Source organism: Chitinophagales bacterium (assembly GCA_017303415.1).
Lineage (GTDB): Bacteria > Bacteroidota > Bacteroidia > Chitinophagales > Chitinophagaceae > SpSt-398.
The window spans coordinates 1,544,418-1,568,680 of record JAFLBJ010000001.1; the positions used below are offsets into that span (position 1 = coordinate 1,544,418).

The 24,263-nt window shown below is 47.0% G+C and carries 17 protein-coding genes; 6 read left to right on the plus strand and 11 right to left on the minus strand.

Annotation, left to right across the window (positions count from 1 at the left end; all coding sequences use genetic code 11):
* Position 1: 1 nt before the first annotated feature.
* Both J0M30_06750 and surE read right to left on the minus strand, forming a co-directional pair.
* Positions 2 to 316: a hypothetical protein gene (locus J0M30_06750; protein ID MBN8667189.1), complete on the minus strand. Its 315-nt coding sequence runs from the start codon at positions 314 to 316 to the stop codon at positions 2 to 4.
* A complete protein-coding gene (gene surE / locus J0M30_06755) occupies positions 283 to 1,092 on the minus strand; it encodes a 5'/3'-nucleotidase SurE (protein ID MBN8667190.1) in 810 nt (269 codons plus the stop codon). Before surE ends, J0M30_06750 begins: the two co-directional genes overlap by 34 nt.
* 117 nt (positions 1,093 to 1,209) lie before the next feature.
* Here surE and J0M30_06760 point away from each other — a divergent pair, with 117 nt between their 5' ends.
* Together J0M30_06760 and J0M30_06765 are read left to right on the plus strand one after the other, a co-directional pair.
* On the plus strand, positions 1,210 to 1,959 hold the full coding sequence (locus tag J0M30_06760) for a LexA family transcriptional regulator (GenBank protein MBN8667191.1): 750 nt from the start codon (positions 1,210 to 1,212) through the stop codon (positions 1,957 to 1,959).
* 73 nt (positions 1,960 to 2,032) lie between these two features.
* Positions 2,033 to 4,495: a carbohydrate binding family 9 domain-containing protein gene (locus J0M30_06765; protein ID MBN8667192.1), complete on the plus strand. Its 2,463-nt coding sequence runs from the start codon at positions 2,033 to 2,035 to the stop codon at positions 4,493 to 4,495.
* On the opposite strand, the gene pdeM is transcribed toward J0M30_06765, so the two are convergent.
* From pdeM to J0M30_06785, 4 genes are all read right to left on the minus strand, one after another.
* Positions 4,496 to 5,155, minus strand: a complete 660-nt coding sequence (gene pdeM, locus J0M30_06770) for a ligase-associated DNA damage response endonuclease PdeM (GenBank protein ID MBN8667193.1) — start codon at positions 5,153 to 5,155, stop codon at positions 4,496 to 4,498. It abuts the gene before it with no gap.
* Positions 5,156 to 5,223: 68 nt separating this feature from the next.
* The gene (locus J0M30_06775; protein MBN8667194.1) at positions 5,224 to 6,843 is read right to left on the minus strand and encodes a glycosyltransferase family 39 protein; all 1,620 of its coding nucleotides are present in this window, start codon (positions 6,841 to 6,843) and stop codon (positions 5,224 to 5,226) included.
* 39 nt (positions 6,844 to 6,882) lie between these two features.
* A complete protein-coding gene (locus J0M30_06780) occupies positions 6,883 to 9,339 on the minus strand; it encodes a ligase-associated DNA damage response DEXH box helicase (GenBank protein ID MBN8667195.1) in 2,457 nt (818 codons plus the stop codon).
* A 2-nt stretch (positions 9,340 to 9,341) separates the two neighbouring features.
* Positions 9,342 to 10,718: a hypothetical protein gene (locus J0M30_06785; GenBank protein ID MBN8667196.1), complete on the minus strand. Its 1,377-nt coding sequence runs from the start codon at positions 10,716 to 10,718 to the stop codon at positions 9,342 to 9,344.
* Between the two features lie 153 nt (positions 10,719 to 10,871).
* Here J0M30_06785 and guaA point away from each other — a divergent pair, with 153 nt between their 5' ends.
* The 3 genes from guaA to J0M30_06800 all read left to right on the plus strand — a co-directional run bounded on the left by guaA (position 10,872) and on the right by J0M30_06800 (position 14,395).
* Positions 10,872 to 12,404 (plus strand): glutamine-hydrolyzing GMP synthase, encoded by a 1,533-nt coding sequence (gene guaA / locus J0M30_06790; protein ID MBN8667197.1) that lies wholly within the window; start codon positions 10,872 to 10,874, stop codon positions 12,402 to 12,404.
* Positions 12,405 to 12,425: 21 nt separating this feature from the next.
* Positions 12,426 to 13,589: an amino acid ABC transporter substrate-binding protein gene (locus tag J0M30_06795; protein ID MBN8667198.1), complete on the plus strand. Its 1,164-nt coding sequence runs from the start codon at positions 12,426 to 12,428 to the stop codon at positions 13,587 to 13,589.
* Between the two features lie 83 nt (positions 13,590 to 13,672).
* Complete coding sequence (locus J0M30_06800; protein ID MBN8667199.1) at positions 13,673 to 14,395, plus strand: DUF2807 domain-containing protein; 723 nt, start codon at positions 13,673 to 13,675, stop codon at positions 14,393 to 14,395.
* A gap of 16 nt (positions 14,396 to 14,411) precedes the next feature.
* On the opposite strand, the gene pbpC is transcribed toward J0M30_06800, so the two are convergent.
* Positions 14,412 to 16,745 carry a penicillin-binding protein 1C gene (pbpC, locus tag J0M30_06805; protein MBN8667200.1) on the minus strand — a complete coding sequence of 778 codons (2,334 nt, stop codon included), beginning with the start codon at positions 16,743 to 16,745 and terminating at the stop codon, positions 14,412 to 14,414.
* 88 nt (positions 16,746 to 16,833) lie between these two features.
* Here pbpC and J0M30_06810 point away from each other — a divergent pair, with 88 nt between their 5' ends.
* Complete coding sequence (locus tag J0M30_06810; GenBank protein MBN8667201.1) at positions 16,834 to 22,251, plus strand: alpha-2-macroglobulin family protein; 5,418 nt, start codon at positions 16,834 to 16,836, stop codon at positions 22,249 to 22,251.
* A gap of 227 nt (positions 22,252 to 22,478) precedes the next feature.
* Here J0M30_06810 and J0M30_06815 read toward each other — a convergent pair whose 3' ends face one another.
* The 4 genes from J0M30_06815 to rpsF form a co-directional block, all read right to left on the minus strand.
* Entirely contained in the window at positions 22,479 to 22,856 is a 378-nt protein-coding gene (locus J0M30_06815) for an RNA-binding protein (protein ID MBN8667202.1), read from the minus strand.
* 210 nt (positions 22,857 to 23,066) lie between these two features.
* Positions 23,067 to 23,513, minus strand: a complete 447-nt coding sequence (rplI, locus tag J0M30_06820; GenBank protein MBN8667203.1) for a 50S ribosomal protein L9 — start codon at positions 23,511 to 23,513, stop codon at positions 23,067 to 23,069.
* A gap of 10 nt (positions 23,514 to 23,523) precedes the next feature.
* Complete coding sequence (locus J0M30_06825; GenBank protein MBN8667204.1) at positions 23,524 to 23,787, minus strand: 30S ribosomal protein S18; 264 nt, start codon at positions 23,785 to 23,787, stop codon at positions 23,524 to 23,526.
* Between the two features lie 3 nt (positions 23,788 to 23,790).
* Positions 23,791 to 24,147: a 30S ribosomal protein S6 gene (gene rpsF, locus J0M30_06830; protein MBN8667205.1), complete on the minus strand. Its 357-nt coding sequence runs from the start codon at positions 24,145 to 24,147 to the stop codon at positions 23,791 to 23,793.
* Between the last annotated feature and the right edge of the window lie 116 nt (positions 24,148 to 24,263).

Below are 24,263 nucleotides of genomic sequence, written 5' to 3' on the forward strand. Positions count from 1 at the left end.
ATCAGTTGTTCAGCAATTTGAGCACCAGAATGGCGATGCCATAGATCAGGGTGGTGACAAAAATACCTTTGGCGGTTTTATCACGTTGCGTGTTGATGTAAATGGTGAAAAGCACGGCATTGGCCAGCAAACAAAGGGCGCCAATGGATGTGATGATCTTGTTATCATGCAGGAACAGGTCAAGGAAATCCGAAAAGGGGAGTCCGTTAAAATCGTCTTTCAGCAGATAGACGACGAAAAGGCCGAGAACGGGTCCAAGGATGCCAAGGACCAATCCGAGCTTCAGGTTGTCCTTTTTGAGGAAGAAGGTTGCCACTGTTTTTCCAGTTTAGACTTAAGAACGTAATTGGTCAGGTCAAATTGTACCGGTACCACGCTCACATAGTTATTTGCCAGGGCCCACACATCGGTATCTTTTCCTTTATCGAAATTGACGAATTCCCCGGTAAGCCAGTAATACTTTCTTCCATGGGGGTCTGTTCGTTCAATAAAATCCTCTTCATATTTCGCATAGGCCTGTCGGCAGATCTTTATTCCTTTGATCAGTTCAGGCTGAAGCGAGGGGATATTTACATTGAGAACGGTGTGTTTATCAAGACGTGTTTTGAGCATTTTCTCTACGATGATCCGGGCATATTGCCTGGCACCGGTAAAGTCCGCTTCAATGCTATAGTCCAATAAAGAGAATCCGATAGAGGGGATGCTTTCGATCGCGGCTTCTACAGCGGCTGACATGGTGCCCGAGTAGATTACATTGATACTATGGTTCGCGCCATGGTTAATACCACTGAGACAGAGATCGGGTTTGCGGTGAAGAACCTTGTCCACAGCCAATTTCACACAGTCAACGGGTGTACCCGTACATTGGTAAGCTTCTATTCCTTCAAAAATATGTACCGGGCTGAGCCGGAGCGGAGATCCGATGGTGATGGCATGGCCCATACCGGATTGGGGTTTGTCGGGCGCTACAACTACGATCTTCCCCAGGTCTTTTACCGCCTCCACCAGGTTGCGTATCCCCGGCGCTGTTACCCCATCATCGTTGGTGATCAATATAACAGGCTTCTCTTTCTTCCCGGTCTTCTTGGCCATTGTCTTTGGTTTCGGTGCAAAATTGTTCCCTTTTTCCCGCCTGTCCAAAATTATCGGAATGAATAAATTTGAATTTCTAAAAAAATTAGTAATTTGCACTAACTCAATTAGCTTAATATGGCCATTTCAAACCAAAATCTCAAGTATCTCCGAAAACTTCGTGGTTGGACACAACAGGAATTTGCCGATAAACTGGGCATCAAGCGATCCCTTATTGGCGCTTATGAAGAGGAAAGGGCGGAGCCGCGGATCGATGTGCTGGAAGTGGTTTGTGATATTTTCAAGTTGACCCTGGATGATCTGCTCCGGAAGGACCTGAGTGAATCCAAGTCAAATTACCTTGCCCGCCGACGTGCAATGAAGATGGCAGAAGGAAGATCTGAGATTCCATTTGTTCCAGTAAAAGCAGCCGCTGGTTACCTGGCCGGTTATGCCGACACGGAATTCATTGATGAGTTGAACACCTTTACCCTCCCCATGTTGTCGGGTGGAAATTACCGGGCCTTTGAGATCATCGGTGATTCCATGCTGCCCACCCCCAGTGGATCCATTATTGTGGGAGAAAAGATCGATTCCATGGAAGAGATCCGCTCCACCAACACCTATATCGTTGTTTCACGAAATGAAGGCATCGTGTATAAACGAGTGGAGAAAAATGGTCGCTCTAAAAATAAATTGAATATGATCTCCGATAACCCGGCCTATCCACCATATGCCCTGAGTGCCGAAGAGGTATTAGAGATCTGGCAGGCCCAGGTGGTGATCAGCCGGGCCGGACAAACACAACGCTGGGATATCAACCAGATCGCCAGTATGGTCACAAACCTGAACCAACAGGTTAACTCCTTGAAAAAGAAGATGAACTAAGACCGTATTTTTTCAGGGTTTTTCGACCCATAGGTTTCTGGCGTTAATATTATATTTACAGCCCTGATGGGTTATGAGAAAATACAGTTGGCTGTGGATCGTTGCGTTCTTTTTTATTCAACCACTATCCGCACAAAATAAAATACTAAGAGCCGTTAAAACAGAACAGGTGCCACGCATTGATGGTGACCTGAATGATGCGGCATGGATCAATGCCCCGATAGCCGATCAGTTTATTCAGAATTTCCCCTCTTTTGGCGCACCGGCTTCCAGAAACACAAGCGTTAAACTCTTGTACGATGATGCCGCGATCTATGTCGGCGCCTACCTCTACGATGATCCTTCCCTGATCCGCAAACAATTGACAGTACGTGACGGAGAACAAAGACAGGATGTAGATTATTTCTCTGTATTTTTTGATACCTACAATGATGACCAGAATGGGTTTCAATTCCTTGTCACATCTGCCAATGTTCAATCCGATGCCCGAATAGGAAGTAACCTTGATCTTGATTTTGGTGAATATGGTGACAAAACATGGGAAGCAGTTTGGGAAAGCAAGGTCTCAATCCGGGCAGATGGATGGATCGTGGAAATGCGGATTCCCTATATCTCACTTCGGTTTTCAAAAAACGACAAGCAGACCTGGGGATTGAACTTTCTCCGCCATACCCGCCGCACCAATGAAACCTCTTTCTGGAATCCGGTAAACCCCTCAATCAACGGATTTGTCAATCAATTCGGGGATCTGGAAAGCCTTGAAAATATCCAACCCCCTTTGCGGTTAAGTTTCTCACCCTATTTATCAGCAGGCTTTCGATCGGTACCCCTGCAATCTGGTTTTAAAAGTGAATTCCTTCGTTCTGGTGGTATGGATGTGAAATATGGCATCAATGAAAGCTTTACACTGGATGCCACGCTTATTCCGGATTTTGGCCAGGTGGTGTCGGACAATGTGATCAATAACCTCTCTCCATTTGAAGTTCGGTTTACGGAGAACAGACCCTTTTTTACAGAGGGCACCGAACTATTCAATAAAGCGGGACTATTCTATTCGCGAAGGGTAGGCGCTACTCCTTCCAGGTACGGGGAGATCCGAAATTTTGCGGATACCTCCTCTGTTTATGATCTGGTTAAGAATCCTACCCTGACGCAATTGTACAACGCCGTAAAGTTTTCCGGCAGAAATCAAAAGAACTTTGGGTTTGGCGTATTCAATGCGGTTACCGCGCCTGCACAGGCAAGATTGAGAAACAGGAATACCGGGCTGGATTCAATCGTTACCACCGAAGCCCTGGCCAATTATAATATCATTGTGGTGGATAAGGCCTTTAAGGGACAAAATTTTGTCACCTTTACAAACACGAATGTCATTCGTAACGGACGTGACCGGGATGCCAATGTAACCGGGATCAACTATGCGTTGTACAGTAACAAAAATGTATTTGGCACCACCGGGGCCTTTCAATACAGCCGGATCTTTGGATCAAACTCCTATGATGGGTTCAACGCCTCGCTACGGGCCGGGAAAGTGAGTGGTAATTGGCAATATCATGTGCTGGGTTCAATGATCTCCAACAGGTATGATCCACGTGACCTGGGATTCCTGACCAATAACAATGAGGTACTCACCCGCGCTGGGATAAGTTACCAGATCTTTCAGCCAACAGAAAAGTTCATCAAGTATATCTATGAAGTGATCGCCCAACGGATTCAATTATATCGTCCGGGTAAATATGCACGCACCGACCTGGCCTTTAACAACCTGCTGGTGTTTAAGAATTTTTGGGATGTCTCCTTCAACTTGCTCTATAATCCGGGAACCTGGTACGATTATTTTGAATTACAACATTCCCCCGAATACTATCTTTCCTTTCCTGGCAATTTTTCGGCAACCATGTCGGGAAGTACCGATAGCCGCAAAAGAGCCTTTGTGAGTTTTGCCGGATCATTTGCCCGGATACCGGCGTTGAATACTAATTCATTGTCCTACCAGCTAGGATTGCGGTACCGTTTCAGCAATCGATTTACCTTTAGCGGTTCGGTGGATGCCCTGCATTCCACCAATAACCGCGGCTATGCCTTTATGACCAATTCCCTTGGCGACCCGCTGGCGGCCACCCGCGATATCCGGCAAATGAGTACACTATTTTCCGGTGTTTATAATTTTACACCCCGGATGAACCTTACCATGCGGATGCGTCATTATTGGAGCCGCGTGAATTTCAAAGAAATTTTATCGGTCAATCCGGATGGTACGGTCAATCCCTTTATCAATACAGCAGATATTCATCCCTATATCAGTAACCCCAACTTCTTTAATATCGATGCCTTTCTTACCTGGGATTTCCGGTTAGGAAGCCGCATCATCCTTGGATGGAAGAACTGGCTGGGGGAAAAGGAAATGGTGGATAGTGATAAATACAGAAATTATTTCCGGAACGCGTCCCGGGTACTTCAACTCCCGCATGGTAATGAACTTACCTTACGGGTGATCTATTTTCTCGATTATAATCAGTTTAGAAAAAAGCGTTGATCATTTTACCCGAATGATCTCTTTCTCCACAATGGCATAGACCTTGTGCTGGGGGCCAGGTCGTATGGCGGCCAATCCGGTGAACTGGCTAAACGCCGGCATCACACAAATATCATCGGAGAAATAAAAACAGGGAAAGCGGAGTGATTGTTTACCCATGCCCCGGATATGGATACCCGGGTGGATATGACCCGTAAAGGCAAACAGTACCTGTTCATCGAGAACTACTGTGTCACTATCATGTTGAAAACAAAAATGATCTTCGATCCAGCGGTCTTCCACCACCTCGATATTTGAATCCCTGTACCAGGCATCATCCAGGATGTCATGGTTTCCTTTGATCAGCATCACATGAAGAGAATGAAGGTCCATTCTCCAGCGACGGAATAATTCCAGTTCGCGGTTTGAACGGCTATGGGTAAGATCACCCAAAACCATCACCCGCTCTGCTTTAAAGAACAATACCTGACTTACCAATCTTTGCAGATCTTCCCGGAATACCTTTTGGGGGACCGCGATCCCCGCCTTCCGAAAATGCCCCGTTTTTCCTGCATGCAGGTCAGACAGGAACAATGTTTTTTTCTCCTCCCAATAAATACACCGCTCAGGGCTTAGCCAAAAATGGTGGTCGTTTAGTTTGTAAGGAACAGGTTTCGTCATGAGCAATGCCTTGTGAAAGTTGCCTTTTTAATATTGTTTTTCGCAGGGGGAAACAAAAAAAATGATATCTATTTGAATTGTACCACATACAGCGAATCCGATAAATAATTTGAAAACGAAAGATAAGCAGTATATGTCCTATTGTTCAATTGGTGCTTGTCGGCAATATAGAATTTCCCGGGTTCCATTTGTTTGTTAAAGCGCAGGATCTCCCCACGGGCTTTCGCCAAATGAAAGCTCATTCCATCAAAATTACCTACCTGGGCATCCTGCAGTATATACAATGGCTGGCCTTTAGTCAACGCCACGATCTCATGACTCAGTTTCTCCACCTCCACAAATTTTTCCGCGCGGGGAGCCAGGATAAACCAGTTGAATCCTAACCGGAATAGAATTACAGCCGCGATCAAAGTGTATAATCGAAGTGGTGCCGCTTTCCAACCCACAAAAGCGAGTATTAAAAAACCGATGGCCAAACCAAAGCACCGCAACCACAGATCTGTATTGTCCTTTACCACATGCAGAAAGGGAAGAACGATAAAACCGATGCCCAGGGCCAGGGAAAGAAAAAGGGTTATTCCTTCCACCCATTTTCTCGACCAATGGTTCTCTGCCAATGAAAAAAATGCATAGAATAACAAAGAGTACAGCAAGGGTATGAACATGAACAGATAACGGGCATAGACCTCCGGCGAAAGCCAATACACAAAAATATTAACAACCAGCACCAGGAAACTGTACACCATGAAATCACTACCCTTTAAGAGACGGATGGCTTGTTTATTGAATAGCGCCACCACAAATAGGGTCCATGGGGCATAGTGATAAAGCAGTTCCACCGGGAAGGAGAAAAAATGTAAGATGGTTCGTTGCCAACTGAAATGAGCCGGGGTTCGTTTGGAGCTTTCGGTAAATAAATTACTGAACAAGGTCATTGGGGCAAGGTCATTTCGGGTGAAATAGGCATAATAATAGCTGCCTGTTATCAACAGAAATAATCCCACTCCGGCAAAATGCATGGGATGAAAGAGGAGCCTGAATTTCTTTTTCCAGATAAAATAGGTAAGCAGGGTAAAACCCTGAAAAACCAGGGCAGGCATTCCTTTCATTAAAAAGCCGATAGCGGCCAGCAGGTAGGTAAGCAAAAAGAGCCAGGCATATTTTTTCTTTTCCCCCAGCCAATAGACCCACATGAATTGAAGATAGACCACCAGCGAGAAACTGGTATCGATCAAGCCGATAAAGGAATCATAGATCAGGATACGGCCATTGGTCATAAAAGCAAAGGCGGTAAAGAAAGCCACCTGGGGTGAAGTGAATTTTCGGGTAAAATGATGTATGGTCCCACCCATCAATACCGTAGCGATGATCACGGGTAAGCGAAAGGCAAACATCGAAAAATCACCAAATAGCTTTACATAGGCGATGATGATCCAGTTATAGAGGGGAGGTTTGTTTAAATAAATTTCTCCATTGAGTGTAGGTGTCAGGTAATCATCTGACAAGATCATTTCCAGTGACACCAGTGCCCGTCGCGCCTCATCATTCTGGTTATTGAGGGGGATATAGGCCAGATGGCTGAGATAGGCAAACAGTAAACCCAGCAGAAGGAAAATACCGGCATACAGATGGAAACGGTCGGTTTCCTCCTTGGCCAGCGTACTCCATTTGTCCAGGTAAAAGGGCATGAATGATTTTAGGGATAAAACTAAAACAATGTAGGGATATTAACTCAGGGATTCGATCATTCGTTTGATCCGGTCCTCCATTTTTTCCGATGTTACATTATTTCTGTTCAAGCCATCGGCTATGATAGGGAAGCTCAGGGGAGTGGGTTGGGACGGGAAACGCAGAACGATCCTGCTTTTCTGAATTCGGTCCAGTGCCTCTCTTAATCTTACTTCCTCCATTTGTTGTTCCATTACTTCACGATGAGCCTGCCGCAAAAGCAGGTTGTCCGGTTCATATTCCGAGAAAACGTTAAAGAGCAGCGAGGCAGAGGATTGAAGGTGACGGGCTTTTTTCTTTTCGCCCGGCATGCCTTGGAAGATCAGCCCCCCGATGACCGCAATATCTCTGAATTTCCTTCTCGCCATTTCCGTACTGTTCACACTTTTTTGAATATCCAGAAACAGGTTATCGGTATGAAAGAGTTCATTCACATTGGAATCATCCACCGGAATGGGTTTATCGCTCAGCAATTCAAAACCATAATCATTCATGGAAATTGAAAAAGTGATGGGGACGATACGACCGATTCGCGAAGCAAGAATGGCGCTCATGGCTTCATGCACAAACCGACCTTCAAAAGGATAGACCAGCAAGTGAAAACCTTGTTTTGTTTCGATCTGTTCGATCAATAGTTCATCATGGCGCGGGATATGGCTGAGATCGCGTTGTAATTCAAACAAGGGGCGCAAACTTTCCATTTCAATCACTCCATCTGGTTCCAGGGCCTGGTTGAATGTACTGCGCAGTACATGTCCCAGGTTGGCGGTCAGGCTCATGCGACCTCCATTCCAGGAAGGGACGATGGATTTTTTGGCGGTTGATTTACGAACCATGACCGTCATGTCCTTTATGCCTACCAATTCCAGGTTCCGGCCAGCCAGCGTGAAAACATCACCCGGTTCGAGCCGGCTGATAAAATACTCTTCTATATGCCCCACATATCCTCCGGTCATGAATTGAACCTTCAGCATCGCATCACTCACAATAGTGCCTATGTGCATGCGGTGTCGCATGGCGATCCGGCGGCTGGTGATCCTGTACAGATCATCGATCTTTTCCACCTTGCGGTATTCATCGTATTGTTGTAAGGCTGTCCCGCCTTCAGTTATATGCAATAATATCTCCCGCCATTCTTCTTCTGTCATTTCCTGAAAACAAAAAGTGGAGCGAATCTCCTGAAAGAGTTCATCGGATCGGAAGCCTTCGGAGATCGCCAGGGTGCAGAGGAATTGGATCAGTACATCAAAACAATTCATTAATGGCGGTCGGCTCTCGATCTCTTTTCCTTTGATCGCCGTTTTTAATGCCGCGGCTTCCACTAACTCGAGTGAATGGGTAGGTAAGAAATAGATTCGGCTGACATCACCGGGTTGGTGCCCGCTTCTCCCGGCACGTTGCAGAAATCGCGCTACGCCTTTTGGTGAACCCACCTGGATCACGGTTTCCACCGGACGAAAATCAACACCCAGGTCAAGACTCGCGGTACAGACAACCGCTTTTAAACGTCCGGTGTGGAGTGAATCCTCCACCCAGGTTCTGAGTTCCTGTTCAATACTGCCATGATGTAGGGCAATGGCTCCGGCTAATTCAGGAGCCACATTCAGAAGTGTCTGGTACCAGAGTTCACTCATCCCCCGGGTGTTGATAAAGATGAGGGTGGTCCGGCTTTTTTCAATGATGGGCAATAACCTTTTTGCGAGTTTTATTCCGAGGTGACCTGCCCATGGATATTTTTCGATCTCATCAGGTATGATCGATTCCACTTCAGTCAATTTATCCATATGGGCTTTTACCAAAACCCCTTTTCCTCCCCAGGGTGACCAGAGCACCTCGGCGGCCTCTTCCAGGTTTCCAATGGTGGCCGAGATGCCCCATACCGATGCCGGAGTTTGTGCTAATTTCTTCTGTGCGTGCATGACCCGTGCCAGGGCAAGCTCTACTTGCACTCCGCGTTTGCTTCCCAATAGTTCATGCCACTCGTCGACGGCAATGGTGCGCAGGGTGGTAAATAGTTCGGGGTAACCTTTTTGGGCCAATAAAAGATGCAGGCTCTCCGGGGTGATGATCAGCACCTCGGGCATCTGTCTTTTTTGTTGCTGTCTTTCAGAGGTAGAGGTGTCGCCATTTCGGATTCCTACTTTCCAGGACAAGCCCAGTTCGGAGATCGCTTCTTCCATGGCTCGCCCAATGTCTTTGGCCAGTGCCCGCAATGGGGTTAGCCAAAGTAATCGTAACCCGTTGTTCTTTTTTTTGGTAAAATCTGCCGGGTGTTCGTCGATAAACGCGATCAAAGCACCCAGGAAAACAGAATACGTTTTACCACATCCCGTGGGGGCATTTACCAACCCACTCTGTCCCTTTGTAATATGCATCCAGGCTTCTTCCTGAAAGGGAAACGGTTTAAGTCCTTTGGCAGCTAACCAGGACTGAATGATATGGTGGCCGGTAGACAGAACTAAAGGGTTTTCAAATATTCGATCACTGCTTTTCTTTCTTGATCACTTAATCCATCCCCAAAATAATGTCCCTTGTTACTGTATCCCGGCAAGGTAGTATTGTAGATCAGGTTGGAGCCGCCTGCTGTCTTGACGGTATAGGTCCAGCCAATGGATTGATAATCGTAAACCGGGTTAACAAAATCACGGGCCCAATAGGTTGGTCGGATCCGGCTGTTAAGCAATGCATCGAGGGTAGGTACCGAACCATTGTGCAGGTAAGGAGCCGTGATCCAGATACCGTCCAGCGGAGGAGCGATATAACCTTTGTAGGGTTCGAGTCGGGCCGGATGGTCTCCGGTGGTGAACCAACTCCGGTTGAACCATTCCACAAATTGAGGGTTGGAATAATTGGCACTATGTAAAAGTGAATCCGTTTGAATGATCGATTGCGGGATCAGCAGGTTTGGATAATGGGCAGCCTCATCATAACGGCCATGACAACCGGAGCAATAGTCATTAAACACCAATCGCCCCTTGTTGACCAACTCCGGGTTGGTTGACCGGGGGTAAGGAGGCGGTTGAATACTTCGCAAATAAGCAAGTACATCCGGCATATGCCGGTCTACTTCTGCTGACTCAGACGTATCTGTCACCGTCAACAGGTTTGATGCCATCAGGAAACGCCCAAAATCGCCACGCCCAAAACCATTATAAAAAATACCGTTCTTTTTTTTCAGGATCCACCAGGCTGGGACATCAGTAGGGATTACCTGGTCGGGTATATCCAGTGCCGCTTCTTTTTGCCAGCGAAAGGTGACGGGGTCACGATGGGCAGCAAGCACGGCCGCGAGGCGGTCAGCGGCATTCACACCCCGGGTCTCGGTATAGAGATAAGGTCCAACTGTTTTGGCCACTTCAAAGAAAGGAGCTGCCGCCCGGTACTTTTTGGGGTGAAGGGTTTTCAAAAATTTCTCCGCCTTCACCAACCGGTCATTGTTCAGGGTTTCCCTGTCACTAAAGTCTGCAAAACTGTTTCCCAGACCGATATATAATTTTCCTTCAAAAACCTGGGCATGGCATTGCAAACAATTCGGGGCAATGAGGATCTCTCCGTTATCGGCCCGAACCGCGGTGTATTCATGCGGTATGCCTTTATTGAGTGAATCCCGCTGCAGCAGGATTTCCGGCTTCCCGATCCCCATACGGAAGATATTCTCCGGCACACCACCTTTTACATAATCACCGCCCACCAGGTATTGATATCCCTTTTCCACATCCCCGTTCATTCGTTGCTGACTGGGTGGAATGGGAACGGGATCGTCCTCCGGGTCGGCTAAAAAAGAAAAAAGCCCGACCAGGGTAATCAGACAGAGAAGGAGCAGGGATTTATTCATTGAACAAATTTAGGTAATGGGGACTGATTTGCTTTTGTCGATTAAACCACAGAGCCACAGAGAATTATTAATAATTGATTATAAATTTTTAATTCTCTGTCTCCCTGTGGTTCGTAGAACAATTTCCCTCCCAAATCCTATCTTCGCACCACCATGACAGAGAAAATTTTGATCCTTGATTTCGGCTCCCAATACACCCAGTTGATCGCCAGGGCCGTGCGGGAGGCCAATGTGTACTGCGAGATCATTCCTTACCATAAAAACATTGAATTTGAACCGGGTCTGAAGGGCATTATCCTGAGCGGTTCACCATTTTCGGTCAATGACCCCCAGCCACCGGAAGTGCCGGTTGAAACCCTGGCCGGAAATGTCCCTGTTCTCGGGGTTTGTTATGGCGCGCAACTGACCGCCAAACAATTTGGTGGCCGGGTGGAAAAAAGCAATAAAAGAGAATATGGCCGGGCCTATCTCCATCGCCAGAAAGAAGATGTGTTGTTAAAGAATGTGATGGAAAGCTCACAGGTCTGGATGAGTCATGCAGATACGATTCTTGAATTACCGGGTGGGTTTGATTTATTGGCCACCACAGAGAATATTCCAGTAGCTGCCTTCAAACGGAGCAACGGAGTACACCCACTGTATGGGCTTCAATTTCATCCGGAAGTATATCATTCCATTGAGGGTAAAAAGATATTACACAATTTTCTGGTAGAGGTATGTGGTTGTAGCCAGGATTGGACCCCGGCGCATTTTATTTCCGATACGGTGGAGGCCTTACGCAAACAGATCGGTGACCGTAAAGTGATCATGGCCCTGAGTGGGGGTGTGGATTCTACTGTAGCCGCCACCCTGATCCACCGCGCCATCGGCGACCGGCTCTTTGGCATCTTTGTCGACAATGGGGTGCTGCGCAAAAATGAATTTGAAAGCGTATTGAAAACCTATGCAACCCTGGGTTTGAATGTAAAAGGGGTAGATGCGCGTGAATTGTTTTATGATGAACTGGCCGGACAGACCGATCCCGAAGCCAAGCGTAAGATCATTGGAAAATTATTCATTGATACCTTCCAGGAGGAAGCCAAACATATTGAGGGGATTGGATTGCTGGGACAAGGAACCATTTACCCTGATGTGATCGAAAGTGTTTCAGTACATGGGCCTTCGGTTACGATTAAATCGCACCACAATGTAGGCGGGCTCCCGGACAAGATGCACCTCGAACTGGTGGAACCTCTTCGTTACCTCTTCAAAGATGAGGTACGGAAAGTAGGAAGGGAGCTGGGTATCCCAGCGGAAATGATCGACCGCCATCCCTTCCCCGGGCCGGGCCTCGCGATCCGTATCCTGGGAGAAGTGACCCCGGAAAAGGTACAATTGTTGCAGGAAGCGGATGATATTTATGTAAAAGCCCTGAAACAACACCATCTCTATGCAACGGTTTGGCAGGCCGGTGCAATCTTGTTACCAGTAAAAAGTGTTGGCGTAATGGGTGATGAGCGGACCTATGAGTTCACTGTCGCCCTTCGGGCAGTGACCAGTGTGGATGGAATGACAGCGGATTGGGCGCACCTGCCTTATGATTTCCTGGCCAATGTTTCGAATGAGATCATCAACAATGTACGCGGCATCAACCGCGTGGTATACGATATCAGCAGTAAACCTCCTGCCACCATTGAGTGGGAATAGGAGGGGGATTAAACCGGTAATATGAAAAGATGTTGGTTGATTATGTGGGTGAGTGTCCTGTTTATTGGACAAATAAATGCCCAATCTGTGGAAAGGCATCGCATTGCCGTATTCAGCCCGCTTTTCCTTGATTCTGCCTTTGATAATAATCAGAACTATCGATACGCGTCTGAATTTCCAAAATTCATCAACCCCGGCCTTGAATTTTATGAAGGGGTTCAACTGGCGATCGATTCACTCAATAAAGAGAATCTTCCCCTTGAATTTTATATCTACGATACCCGATCTGCCACGCAAAGCCTGCTGGATCAATTGACCGAGGCGGTTAACAACAAGGTTGAATTGATCATCGCCCATATCACAGGCCGCGAACTTTTCCAATTTGCGAAAGTGGCAAAAGACAGTCAGATTCCCGTACTGAATGTCAACCTCCCCAATGACGGAGGTATTTCCAATAACCCGTATTTTATCCTTCTCAATACCACCCTTCGTTCGCATTGCGAAGAGATGTACCGGTATCTGCAAAAGAATCACCCTGCTGACCGGATGGTTTTTTACACCCGAAAAGGCCAGATGGAGGATATGATCAAAAATTATTTCACCGAGTTTGGCAAAAGCACACCAGCCTTGCCGGTGGATATCCGGTTTGTGGACCTACCGGCAAATTTTACCCAGCAACAACTGACCGCCCCGCTTGATAGCAATCGAAAAACAGTAACAATAGTGGGCAGCCTGGATACAAACTTCAGCCATTCCATCTTGAACAAAATGGGAGTAGTGGCCAAATCCTATAAACCCCTGGTGATCGGTATGCCTACCTGGGACAATGAGGATTTCTCCCGCCCTGAATGGAAAGGGGTGGAGATCCTTTTTACCACACCCTTCTTCAATGCACGCACCGATAAGGTCAGTATGTCCGTTGTGGATCATTTTAGCAAAACCCTGTATGCCAAACCAAGTGATATGGTGATCCGGGGCTATGAGACCACCTGGAAATTTGCCCGGCTTCTGCTTAAATATGGCCCCGACCTTTCCTCCAATTTAGGAAGTAAAGAGTTCAACCTTATCCGAAGCTTTGATATTCAACCTGTCATGAACAGAACCACCCTGGCCCTGGATTATTTTGAGAATAAAAGACTCTACTTTGTCAAGTGGCTGGATGGTACCTTTAAGGCGCTAAACTGATCCTCCCGGGAAAATTAGGGTGCATTTACTGTAACCCGATCCGCCCTGATGTCGTCTAAAATTTTGGATTAAAATAAAATAACATGAAAAAAGGCATTTTATTCATTGTCCTGGCCGCTATGGTCATGACCGGTTGCAGGCAGGTTTTTGGGAAACGTATGCGTGGCAATGGAAATATCACAAGCCAGACCCGAAATATTACCGGGTTTGATCGGATCGATATTGGCGGTGCCGCTGACCTGTTTGTCAAACAGGATTCTGTATTCTCCATCCGAATTGAAGGAGACGAGAATCTTCTGCCTTATCTGGAAACCGTGAAAGAAGGAAATACGCTCTATATCCACGAAGCAAACAATATGAACCTGCGTACCACCCGTGGATTCAAAGTATATGTTTCTGCGCCGCAGTTCACCGAATTTCGGGTGAGTGGAGCCTGCGATCTATATAGTGAAAACCAGCTTCAATCCTCCCAGAAAATTCATGTCCACCTGAGCGGTGCCTCCGATGTGGAAATGGATGTCAAATCCCCCATGGTGGAAGCTGACCTTTCGGGAGCAGGAACCATCAAACTCAAAGGTGAAGCAAAAGACTTTGATGTGGATGGATCGGGTAGCACGGATATTAAGTGCTATGATCTGCTGACAGAGAATACCAAAGTGGAAATTTCCGGGGCAGGCAGTGCCCAGGTTTCTGCGAGTGTAAAGCTCGATGTACGGGTATCGGGTGCCGGTTCCGTACACTACAAAGGCAACCCGACGGTAAACCAATCGGTTTCCGGTGCGGGTAGTGTTTCCAAGGCAAATTGATCGGAAAACATAGGATTCAAAGGGAGGAGAACTTTACCGTAATGCGGATATTGTTATTCCTCCCTTTGTCGTCTGTACAGGATATTTTTACCGGGCCTTCCCGGGGAATAAAGAAAAGTTTCTCACCAGGTGAAGCCGAGCGGTAAAATTGATCATCCACATACCAGTAAACCCTGTCCACATCATTTCCGGTCTGACAAGCCAATTGCAAAGGTTCCGGGTTCTTTTTACTGATATAATATTCTCCATTGGCTGTAGGTGACAGGATCAACGGGGCTTTTCCTTTGAATACTACTTCACATTCCGGGTTATGAGGAGGCACACGCTCATATTGTAGCTGGTTCTCTTCATACCAGTTTTGCATTTCGGGCTCGATCAGGCGGATCATTTTTTTCTTATACCCAGCAGCAGGCATACAGGATTTACAATAAGAGATCTTTTCATCCGGGCTCATCATCACTTCCTGCCGGTTGGCACAGGGTATAGTGGAGGAGATCAGCGGAATAAAATAGTCCATCACTTTATGTTGGCATTGTGGAGACGGTACATGCCCGGTTTCTGAACAAACCTGCCGCAAGGCGCAATCTTCCGGTGGGGCATTCCATTCATTTTCCGTATCATAATCAATGGTGTTGAAAATGCGAAAAAGCAGGGGGGTGGCAGTTTGCGCCCCACTCAGGTCGGCGATTCCCAGGCCTGAAAAATTACCCACCCACACCCCAACCGTAAAGTGCTTATTGTATCCAATACTCCAGGCATCCCGGCGTCCGTAACTGGTTCCTGTCTTCCAGGATATCCGGGGCATTTTTTCGGTGGCCCCCCAGTTAAGCGGAAAATCCGGACGGTTGACCTTGGAAAGAATATCGGTGACCATAAAATTGGCGGCGGGGCTGAGTATCCGAACCTGTCTGGGAGTGGAACCCGAGCGGAGATATTGTGGGGCATACCAGGTGCCATCCTGTGCAAAGGCACTAAACAAGCCCGTGAGTTCTTCCAGTGTGGTTCCACATCCTCCCAGGATCATGGATAGGCCGAGTTTATGCTGATCCTTTCGAATCTGTCTGAAATCACAGGCGCTTAGTTTGCTTACCAACTTGTCTTTACCCAACAGGCGCAGGCCCTTTACTGCCGGGATATTGAGGGAATGTTCCAGGGCATATTCCATGGTTACATACCCATTGAATTTTTCATCATAGTTTTCGGGGGCATAACCCTGGTAGTTGACCGCTACATCGGTCATCACCGACTTGGGTGTCAGCAAGCCTTCGTCGATGCAAAGACCATATAAAAGTGGTTTTAAGGTACTCCCCGGTTGCCTTATGGCCTTGGCCCCATTCACCTGTCCACCATCAGTTGTATCCTGGAAGGAAGACGAACCCACATAGGTGATCACCTGATGTGTTTTATTGTCAATGATGACCACGGCCGCATTGCGGATCTGGCGCAGTTTCAAACCACGGATATAGTCTTCCACCAACCGCTCCGTTTTAAGCTGGGTATTCAGGTTTATCCAGGTAGGGATCAAATGGCCTCCCTGTCTTTTGAGCCGGTAGGCCAGGTGAGGAATATGACGGGGTACTGTTCCCCGGCTGGCGTTCATGGGTTCGGCCAGGGCATCCGCGATCTCTTTTTGCGTAAATACCTTGTCAGCTGCAAATTTTTGCAACCACCTGTTCCTTTCCTCCACAATACGGGCGTTATGGCGACCGATGACCAGGGAAGAAGGGCGGTTGGGTATGATGGACAAGGCCGTGATCTCGGCCAGCGATAGATGATCCGGTGCCTTGTTGAAATACAAAAAAGCCGCTGCCTTTACTCCCTCAATGTTTCCCCCATAGGGCACCAGGTTGAGATAAAGTTGCAGGATCTCTTTTTTACTGTATTTAAGTTCCAGTTGAAGGGCCCGGAACATTTCGATGATTTTACTGCCGATATTCCTTTTCCGGGGCTCCAGCAAACGGGCCACCTGCATGGTGATCGTACTGGCCCCTGAAGTTCTTTTTAACCGAAAAAGGTTCTTGAAAAAGGCGCGGGTTACGGCAGCGGGATTGATGCCCGGGTGTGAATAGAAATATTTATCCTCTTTGGCAATGATGGTCTTTTGTAAAAGCGGTGAGATCTCCTCCAATTCGGTCACCATCCTCCATTTTTCATCGTTGGTTAGATAGGCATGAATGATCTCCCCTTTCTGGTCGGTTACAATAGGGGAAAAATCCGGTGGCGGGGGTGGGGGAAATATCCAGTGCAGGAGAAAGAAAAGCACGATCATCCCCACAAGGGCCAGCCCAGTCCGTTTCAGAAATTTTAACAAGGATTTGCGGGTAAACCGTATGGAGAATCGATTGGGCATGCCTCTTTTTGTGGTCAGTACAAAATTGCATTGATTTCGGTACTTTTAATCAACTTTATTTTATTCTCCACTCCATTAACCATTTCATATGCGTCTCCGACTGCTCAGCCTTTTCCTGTTAAGTACAGGCGTACTCACGCTTTCGTGTAACCGAAATGCGGTGGTACTCGACTCCACCAATGCAAAGGACGAGGTACCCCGCTTAACCAACCTGAACTTCCGGTTTAGCAAATCCCTGGCCCCCGATTCATTGCTGAATAGTTGGGATTCGACTGAGTACATCAAATTCGAACCTGCCATCCCGGGCCGCTTTCGGTGGGAGAGCCCGGATATGCTGGTGTTTTCTCCAGCCGCACCCCTGGCCCCCGCTACAACCTACAAAGCAAAAATGACCAATGAAGTACTTCGGTACAGCAAATTTGGGAAGGTGGAGAAAGCCGATAAGATCGAATTTCATACGCCTCACCTGACAGTAGATGACCTTCAGGTATTTTGGACCGCGAAAGATGAGTCTGGAAAAAATGCCTATCCCCAGGTTGACCTGTTTTTTAATTATCCTGTAAAACCAGAGGAGATCAAGGATAAGCTTACGATCACGGTAGATGGAAAAGAGAAAGAGTTTACCCTGTTAACCCAGTCACCGGAGAATAAGTTATCTGTTTCGATCAATAACCTGACTGTGGAGGATAAAGATTATCAGGTAAAAGTGACGCTGGGCAAAGGGATCAAACCCCTGGAAGGAAATAATTCAACTCCGGATGATCTGGTAGAGAATTTTAATATTCCCTCACCTTTTGTACTGCTTATTCAAAGTGTGGAAGGACGGCATGATGGGGAGGAAGGTAGTGTGGAGATCAGGACCAGTCAGCCATTGGTGTCCGAAAATATCAAGAACTATATCAAGATCGACCCTGAAATGAATTATTCCGTCGAGCTCACCGAATCGGGAGCCTTGATCCGGAGTGAAGCATTCAATGTGGAAAAGAGCTATACCGTGAATTTTCTGAAAGGACTTCGCGGAAGACTGGGAGGTGTATTAAAGGAAGAGGTATCACAACAGGTTGCATTTGGGGAATTGGAATCAGGGATCAATTTTACCAATAACAAGGGCATCTACCTTTCCAAACAAGGGGCCAGAAACCTGGAGATCCGTATCACCAATACCCCCAAGGTAAAATTGATCGTTTCAAAGGTTTATGAGAATAACCTCCTGCTGGCCCAACGCTATGGGTATTCGCCACGCGAGAAGAATTCCTATTATGGCGATTATTATGAAGATGAATATTCTTACGCGAGTTTTTCCGATATGGTTTTGGGTGATGTGATCTATGAAAAGGAGATCGATACCCGGAGCCTTCCACGAAGTGGGGGCGGACACCTGCTCAACTTCGCCCAATTTGAAGACCGGCTTCCTGATTTCAATGGTATCTACCATGTGGTGGTGCGCTCAACCGAAAGTTATTGGGTGCAGGACAGCCGTTTTGTTTCCGTATCCGATATAGGGTTGATTGCCCGGGAAGGGACAGACAAAATGTTGGTATTTGCCAATTCGATCAAGACTGCGAACGCGCTGGCCGGGGTGAATATCATGGTGTATGGAGGTAATAACCAACTTTTAGGTACGGGGGCCACCAATAGTGATGGCGTGGCAGAGATCGAAATGGCAAAGAAAGAATATAGTGGTTTCAAGCCTGCGATGATCATTGCCAAGACGGCAGATGATTTCAATTACCTGCCTTTTAATTCCACACGGGTAAATACTTCCCGGTTTGAAGTGGGTGGAAAACGAAACAACCCGACAGGGCTCGATACCTATATCTATGCAGAAAGGGATATTTATCGTCCCGGAGAGAAGATCAATTTCTCCGTCATTATCCGCGACCGTCAATGGAAAAGCCCGGGTGAGATACCCGTATTGCTGAAGATGCTCATGCCAAATGGTAAGGAATTGAAAACCTTCCGGAAGACACTGAACGAAGAAGGAAGTATCGAAGGCGCGGTTGATCTGGCCACTTCCGCTATTACCGGTGGATATACTTTGGAAGTTTATTCCTCCAATGAGGTTTTGTTGGGAACACAAAGTTTCAATGTGGAAGAATTTGTGCCTGACCGTATCCGGGTTCAATCCAAATTGGATAAGGAATCGATTCAGACCGGGGAAACGGCTAATGTACAGGTGACGGCCACCAATTTCTTTGGGCCACCTGCCGCCAATCGTAACTATGAGTTGGAGATACAGGTAAGAAGACAATATTTTTCACCGGAAAAATTCGAAGGGTATAATTTCAACCTGGAGAATATGAGCTCGGTGTTTGATAAAAATGTGTCACAAGGTCAAACCGATGCCAATGGTCAGGTTTCAGGTTCCTATACCCTGACCGATATTTTAAAGAATATGGGTCTTCTCCAGGCGGTCTTTTATACTACCGTTTTTGATGAAACAGGAAGACCGGTAAGCCGAAGCTCCAGTCTGAACTTATATACCCAACCTGTATTCTTTGGTATTCAACGCGAAGGATATTACTATCAGCCTTTGAACACGGCAGCCAAATTCAAGTTGGCAGCGGTGAACAAAGGGGGGGCAGCCACTTCCGCGTCGGCCAAAGTCCAGGTGATCAAACATGAGTACCATACCAACCTGGTCAAAAGCGGAGGGTATTTCCGTTATGAATCACAGAAAGAAGATAAGTTGATGGAAGAAAAGACCTTGTCCATAGGTAATGGGTCCAGTTATTCCTATGTACCCCGTTCACCGGGCGATTACGAGATCCGTGTGTATGCTCCCGATGCCAATACCTATGTCAGTGAATCATTTTATAGTTATGGCAATTGGGGTTGGGGCAATTCCAACAGCACATTTGAAGTGAATAATGAAGGCCATATCGATATTGCCCTTGATAAGGGGAAGAACCCTTATTTTACCAACGAAACAGCTGTGGTCACATTCAAAGCTCCCTTTGATGGGCGTATGCTGGTGACCATGGAAACTGATAAGATTGTTTCCTATCATTATGTCAACGTAGAGAAACGTACCGCGCAATTAAATCTTCCCATTTCTGCGGATCACCTGCCAAATGTATATGTCACCGCCACGCTGATCAAGCCGCATGAACTGACCGATATGCCGCTGACCGTGGCACATGGCTATCAGAACCTCCAGGTGGAAGATAAATCCAGGAAGATTGCTGTTGAAATCGAAGCAAAGAAAACCGTTCGCTCACGTACCAGTCAGGAGATCACGGTAAAGGCAACTCCTGGTAGTTATGTCACTCTTTCGGCGGTAGACAATGGTGTATTACAGGTGAGTAGTTTTAAGACACCAAATCCGTATGATCATTTTTACAGCAAAAAAGCCTTGCAGGTAAATGGATATGACATCTATCCCTTACTGTTTCCTGAAGTGCGCGGTCGGCTCAGCAGTACAGGTGGGGATGGTGATCTTTCCATGGAAAAAAGGGTCAATCCAATGCCTGCAAAACGCATCAAAGTGGTTTCATTCTGGAGTGGGATTTCAAAGGCCAATGGCAGTGGTGAGGCAAAATTCAATGTGCAGGTGCCACAGTTCAGCGGAGAGATACGCCTGATGGCCGTGGCCTATAAAGGATCAAGTTTTGGTGCAGGAGAAAATACAATGACCGTTGCAGATCCCGTTGTGATCAGTACAGCACTTCCCCGGTTTTTAAGTCCGGGCGATACGGTCACGGTGCCTGTTACGCTAAGTAATACTACCGCAAAAGCAGCTACGGTAAGTGCGCAGTTAAAGACCGATGGCCCTCTGAAGGTGCTGGGTGGAACAACACAATCCGTAGACCTGGCAGCCAATAGTGAGGGCCGGGCCACCTTCCGTATTGTGGCCGACCCCGTGATGGCTGTTTCCAAAGTACGCGTGGAGGTAAATGGTATGGGTGAAAAATTCTTTGATGAAACAGAGATATCGATCCGTCCAGCCAGCACCCTGCAAAAAGTGACAGGAAGCGGAATGGTGAAAGGTGGCTCCACACAGGCGGTACAAATAGGGCTTGGTGATTTTATTCCATCCAGTGTGGATTACAAGTTAGTGGTAAGCCGGAGCCCTGTATTGGAATGGGGTAAACAATTGGAATACCTGGTTCAGTATCCATACGGTTGTACCGAGCAAACAGTATCAGCCGCCTTCCCCCAACTGTATTTTGGCGACCTGGTGGATGTGATGAACAAAAAGGGTGTTGCCGCCTCCAATGCGAATTACAATGTGATGGAGGCCATTCGCAAGATAAAAATGCGCCAGGTGGAAAACGGGGCACTGACCTTGTGGGATGGAGAGGGCTATCCCCATTGGTGGACGACCGTCTATGCCACCCACTTCTTACTCGAAGCACGCAAGGCCGGGTTCACCGTGGAGAACAGTTTACTGGATCCTATGCTGGCCTATCTGACCAACCGGTTAAGAAATCGCGAAACCATCGCCTATTATTATAACAGGGATCAAAACAGGAAGATCGCACCCAAGGAAGTGCCTTATAGTTTGTTTGTACTGGCCCTTGCCGGTCGCTCAAATATTCCTTCCATGAATTATTATAAGGCCAATCCTGATCTGCTCGCGATAGATGGCAAGTACCTGCTCTCTGCAGCCTATGCCATCGCCGGGGATAAGAAATCATTTACCAGTATGCTGCCCACGGCTTTTGTGGGAGAAGAATCGGTTTCTCAAGCCGGTGGCAGCTGGTATTCGGATCTGCGCGATGAAGGGATAGCCCTGAATGCGTTATTGGAAGTGGATCCGGCCAATAAGCAGATCGGAGTAATGGCCAGACATGTCAGTGATAAATTAAAATCACGGGAGTGGTTGAGCACACAGGAGCGTTCCTTTGGTTTTCTTGCCTTGGGCAAGATCGCAAGAGCCGCAGCACAATCTGACGCCACAGCTGAAATTAAAGTGGGAGGAAAGACCATTGCGAAGGTGGATGGTGGAAACTGGACTGGTGTGAAGGCAGCCCTTAAAGGAAGCAATATTGAAATTGTGGCAAAAGGGAATGGACAACTGTATTATTTCTGGGAAGCTGAGGGAATCAGCGCGACTGGTAGTTATAAGGAAGAGGACAGCTATCTCAAAGTTCGCCGTCGCTTTTATGACCGTTTTGGAAAAGAGCTTAGTGGTTCATCCTTTAAACAAAATGACCTGATCGTGATCGGGGTGAGTCTGGAGAAATCCTATTCCGGTACGGTGGAGAACGTTGTGATCACTGATCTTTTGCCCGCCGGGTTTGAGATCGAGAACCCACGGACCAAGGAGATCCCCGGAATGGATTGGATCAAGGATGGTTATTCACCTACGGCATTGGATGTTCGTGACGACCGCATTCACTTCTTTATTGATATGGCCAATAATAAACAGACTTATTATTATGCAGTAAGGGCTGTTTCTCCGGGATACTATCGAATGGGCCCTGTAAGTGCGGATGCAATGTACAAAGGCGAGTATCATTCGTATCATGGGGCGAGGATGGTGAGGATAGATGACAGATGACGGAGGACAGATGACGGATGTTGGATGATGGATGATGGATGTTGGATGTTGGATGACGGATGACGGATGACGGATGACGGATGACGGATGACGGATGTTGGATGTTGGAGGGCAGATGGCGGATCGTGGCTGTCATCTGTCATCAGTCCTCCGTCATCCCCCTCCCCCAAAAACAAAAAAGTCCTCCAAAAGAGGACTTTTCTTCTTACAAGGACTTATAAAGAGGTTCAGTAATTATCTCTGAATCCACCACGGTCGCGGTTATAACCACCGCCGCCGCCGTTGCCGCCTTTACGGAAGCCGCCACCGCCGCCACCGCCAAAGCTTCTCTTCTTGAATCCACCGCTGCCGCCGCTGCCGCCTTCTTTAGGACGGCTTTCATTCACGACCAGGTTACGGCCTTCAACTTCGCTGCCATTCAGCTGTGCGATTGCCGCTTGCGCTTCTTCGTCGTTCGGCATTTCTACAAAACCGAACCCTTTGCTGCGCTGGGTGAATTTGTCGGTAACGATTTTGGCGGAGCTCACCTCGCCAAATTGTGCAAATAAGTTGGACAAGTCCTGATCTTTGAGACCCCAACTAAGGTTTCCTACGTAAATGTTCATGAAAAAAAAGGTTTTAAATAAAAAATAGTGCAACAGTGAAACAATCAACCTTCGAACATTCGCTGGAAAAAAAGGAATCGTTCAGAAGACTTGTGAAACTGACAGAGCACCAATACAGTACAAAATAACGTATTTTTTTACAGAAAATTATCAGAACAAAAAAATCCGCTGAAAATCAGCGGATTTTATAAGTCGTTAAGATAGAGTCAGTTATTCAGCCACCACTTCAAATTCCACCTCGGTCGTTTTTCCGCCACCAAAGTCAATGCTGGCCTTATAGGAACCCAGTTCCTTAACATCATCATTGATTGATATGCGTTTACGATCGATTTCATAACCTTTTTGGTCGCGGATAGCCCGGCTTAATTGCAGGGAGGTCACGCTACCAAAGATCTTACCACTGGTACCGGTTTTGGCACCAACTTTCAGCGGGGATTCGCTCAATTTGGCAACCACATTGTTGATCTCGGCGAGCATGGCATCCTCTTTTTTCTTCTGCACTTTCAGCCATTCGTCGAGTTGCTTGCGGTTTCCGGGGTTGGCTTCCACGGCTTTCTTCTGGGGGATCAGATAGTTGCGGGCATAACCATTGCGTACCCGTACAACCTCATTTTTGCCACCCAGGTGATCTACGTCTTGAATCAGTATTACTTCCATGGGCTCCTCCTTATTTTAATAAATCGGTTACATACGGCAATAACGCCATCTGGCGGGCTTTTTTGATGGCTTCACCCACCAGACGCTGATACTTCAGAGAGTTACCAGTGATCCGACGAGGGAGCATCTTGCCCTGCTCATTCAAAAATTTCTTCAGGAACTCTACATCTTTGTAGTCAATGTAGCGGATGCCATATTTTTTAAACCGACAATACTTTTTAACGTGCGTATCGGTTTTAATGGCGGTCAGGTATTTGATCTCATTCTTTGCCATGTCTTAAGCCTCCACTGCTTTTTCGGTTCCTGTAGAAACGCCACTTCTCTTTCTTGCGTTGTACTCGACGGCGTATTTATCGAGTTTGGTCAACAGTTGACGAAGCACATGGTCGTCACGAAGAAGCTGGATCTTCAGCTTCTCATTGAAGTCGGATGGCGCAGAATATTCCAACACCCAGTAAAGACCTGTGGTCTTTTTCTGAATGGGATACGCCAGTGATTTTAATCCCCAGGGATTCGTATGCACCACCTTCCCGCCGTTGTTCGACAGAAAGTCGATGTACTTCTTCTGTTCTGCTTTGAAGTCTTCTTCACTCAGAACAGGGGTAAAAATCACCATCAATTCGTAATTGTTCATTACCCTGTTTTTTGTTAATAAAATTGTTTAAAAATGGGCTGCAAAGATAGGCAGTTTGGGGGGAATTATTGATTAATAATTACTAATTATTGAATGTGGCGGAGTAAACCCCGCCA

Excerpts from the sequence above, each read along its gene's own strand:
- J0M30_06775 (MBN8667194.1), bottom strand. The coding sequence starts at position 6,843 with ATGCCCTTTTACCTGGACAAATGGAGTACGCTGGCCAAGGAGGAAACC.
- J0M30_06825 (MBN8667204.1), bottom strand. The coding sequence starts at position 23,787 with ATGGCAAAGAATGAGATCAAATACCTGACCGCCATTAAAACCGATACG.
- surE (MBN8667190.1), bottom strand. The coding sequence starts at position 1,092 with ATGGCCAAGAAGACCGGGAAGAAAGAGAAGCCTGTTATATTGATCACC.
- J0M30_06765 (MBN8667192.1), top strand. The coding sequence starts at position 2,033 with ATGAGAAAATACAGTTGGCTGTGGATCGTTGCGTTCTTTTTTATTCAA.
- J0M30_06800 (MBN8667199.1), top strand. The coding sequence starts at position 13,673 with ATGAAAAAAGGCATTTTATTCATTGTCCTGGCCGCTATGGTCATGACC.
- pdeM (MBN8667193.1), bottom strand. The coding sequence starts at position 5,155 with ATGACGAAACCTGTTCCTTACAAACTAAACGACCACCATTTTTGGCTA.
- J0M30_06815 (MBN8667202.1), bottom strand. The coding sequence starts at position 22,856 with ATGAACATTTACGTAGGAAACCTTAGTTGGGGTCTCAAAGATCAGGAC.
- J0M30_06810 (MBN8667201.1), top strand. The coding sequence starts at position 16,834 with ATGCGTCTCCGACTGCTCAGCCTTTTCCTGTTAAGTACAGGCGTACTC.
- pbpC (MBN8667200.1), bottom strand. The coding sequence starts at position 16,745 with ATGCCCAATCGATTCTCCATACGGTTTACCCGCAAATCCTTGTTAAAA.
- J0M30_06760 (MBN8667191.1), top strand. The coding sequence starts at position 1,210 with ATGGCCATTTCAAACCAAAATCTCAAGTATCTCCGAAAACTTCGTGGT.
- rpsF (MBN8667205.1), bottom strand. The coding sequence starts at position 24,147 with ATGAACAATTACGAATTGATGGTGATTTTTACCCCTGTTCTGAGTGAA.
- J0M30_06785 (MBN8667196.1), bottom strand. The coding sequence starts at position 10,718 with ATGAATAAATCCCTGCTCCTTCTCTGTCTGATTACCCTGGTCGGGCTT.
- rplI (MBN8667203.1), bottom strand. The coding sequence starts at position 23,513 with ATGGAAGTAATACTGATTCAAGACGTAGATCACCTGGGTGGCAAAAAT.
- J0M30_06795 (MBN8667198.1), top strand. The coding sequence starts at position 12,426 with ATGAAAAGATGTTGGTTGATTATGTGGGTGAGTGTCCTGTTTATTGGA.
- guaA (MBN8667197.1), top strand. The coding sequence starts at position 10,872 with ATGACAGAGAAAATTTTGATCCTTGATTTCGGCTCCCAATACACCCAG.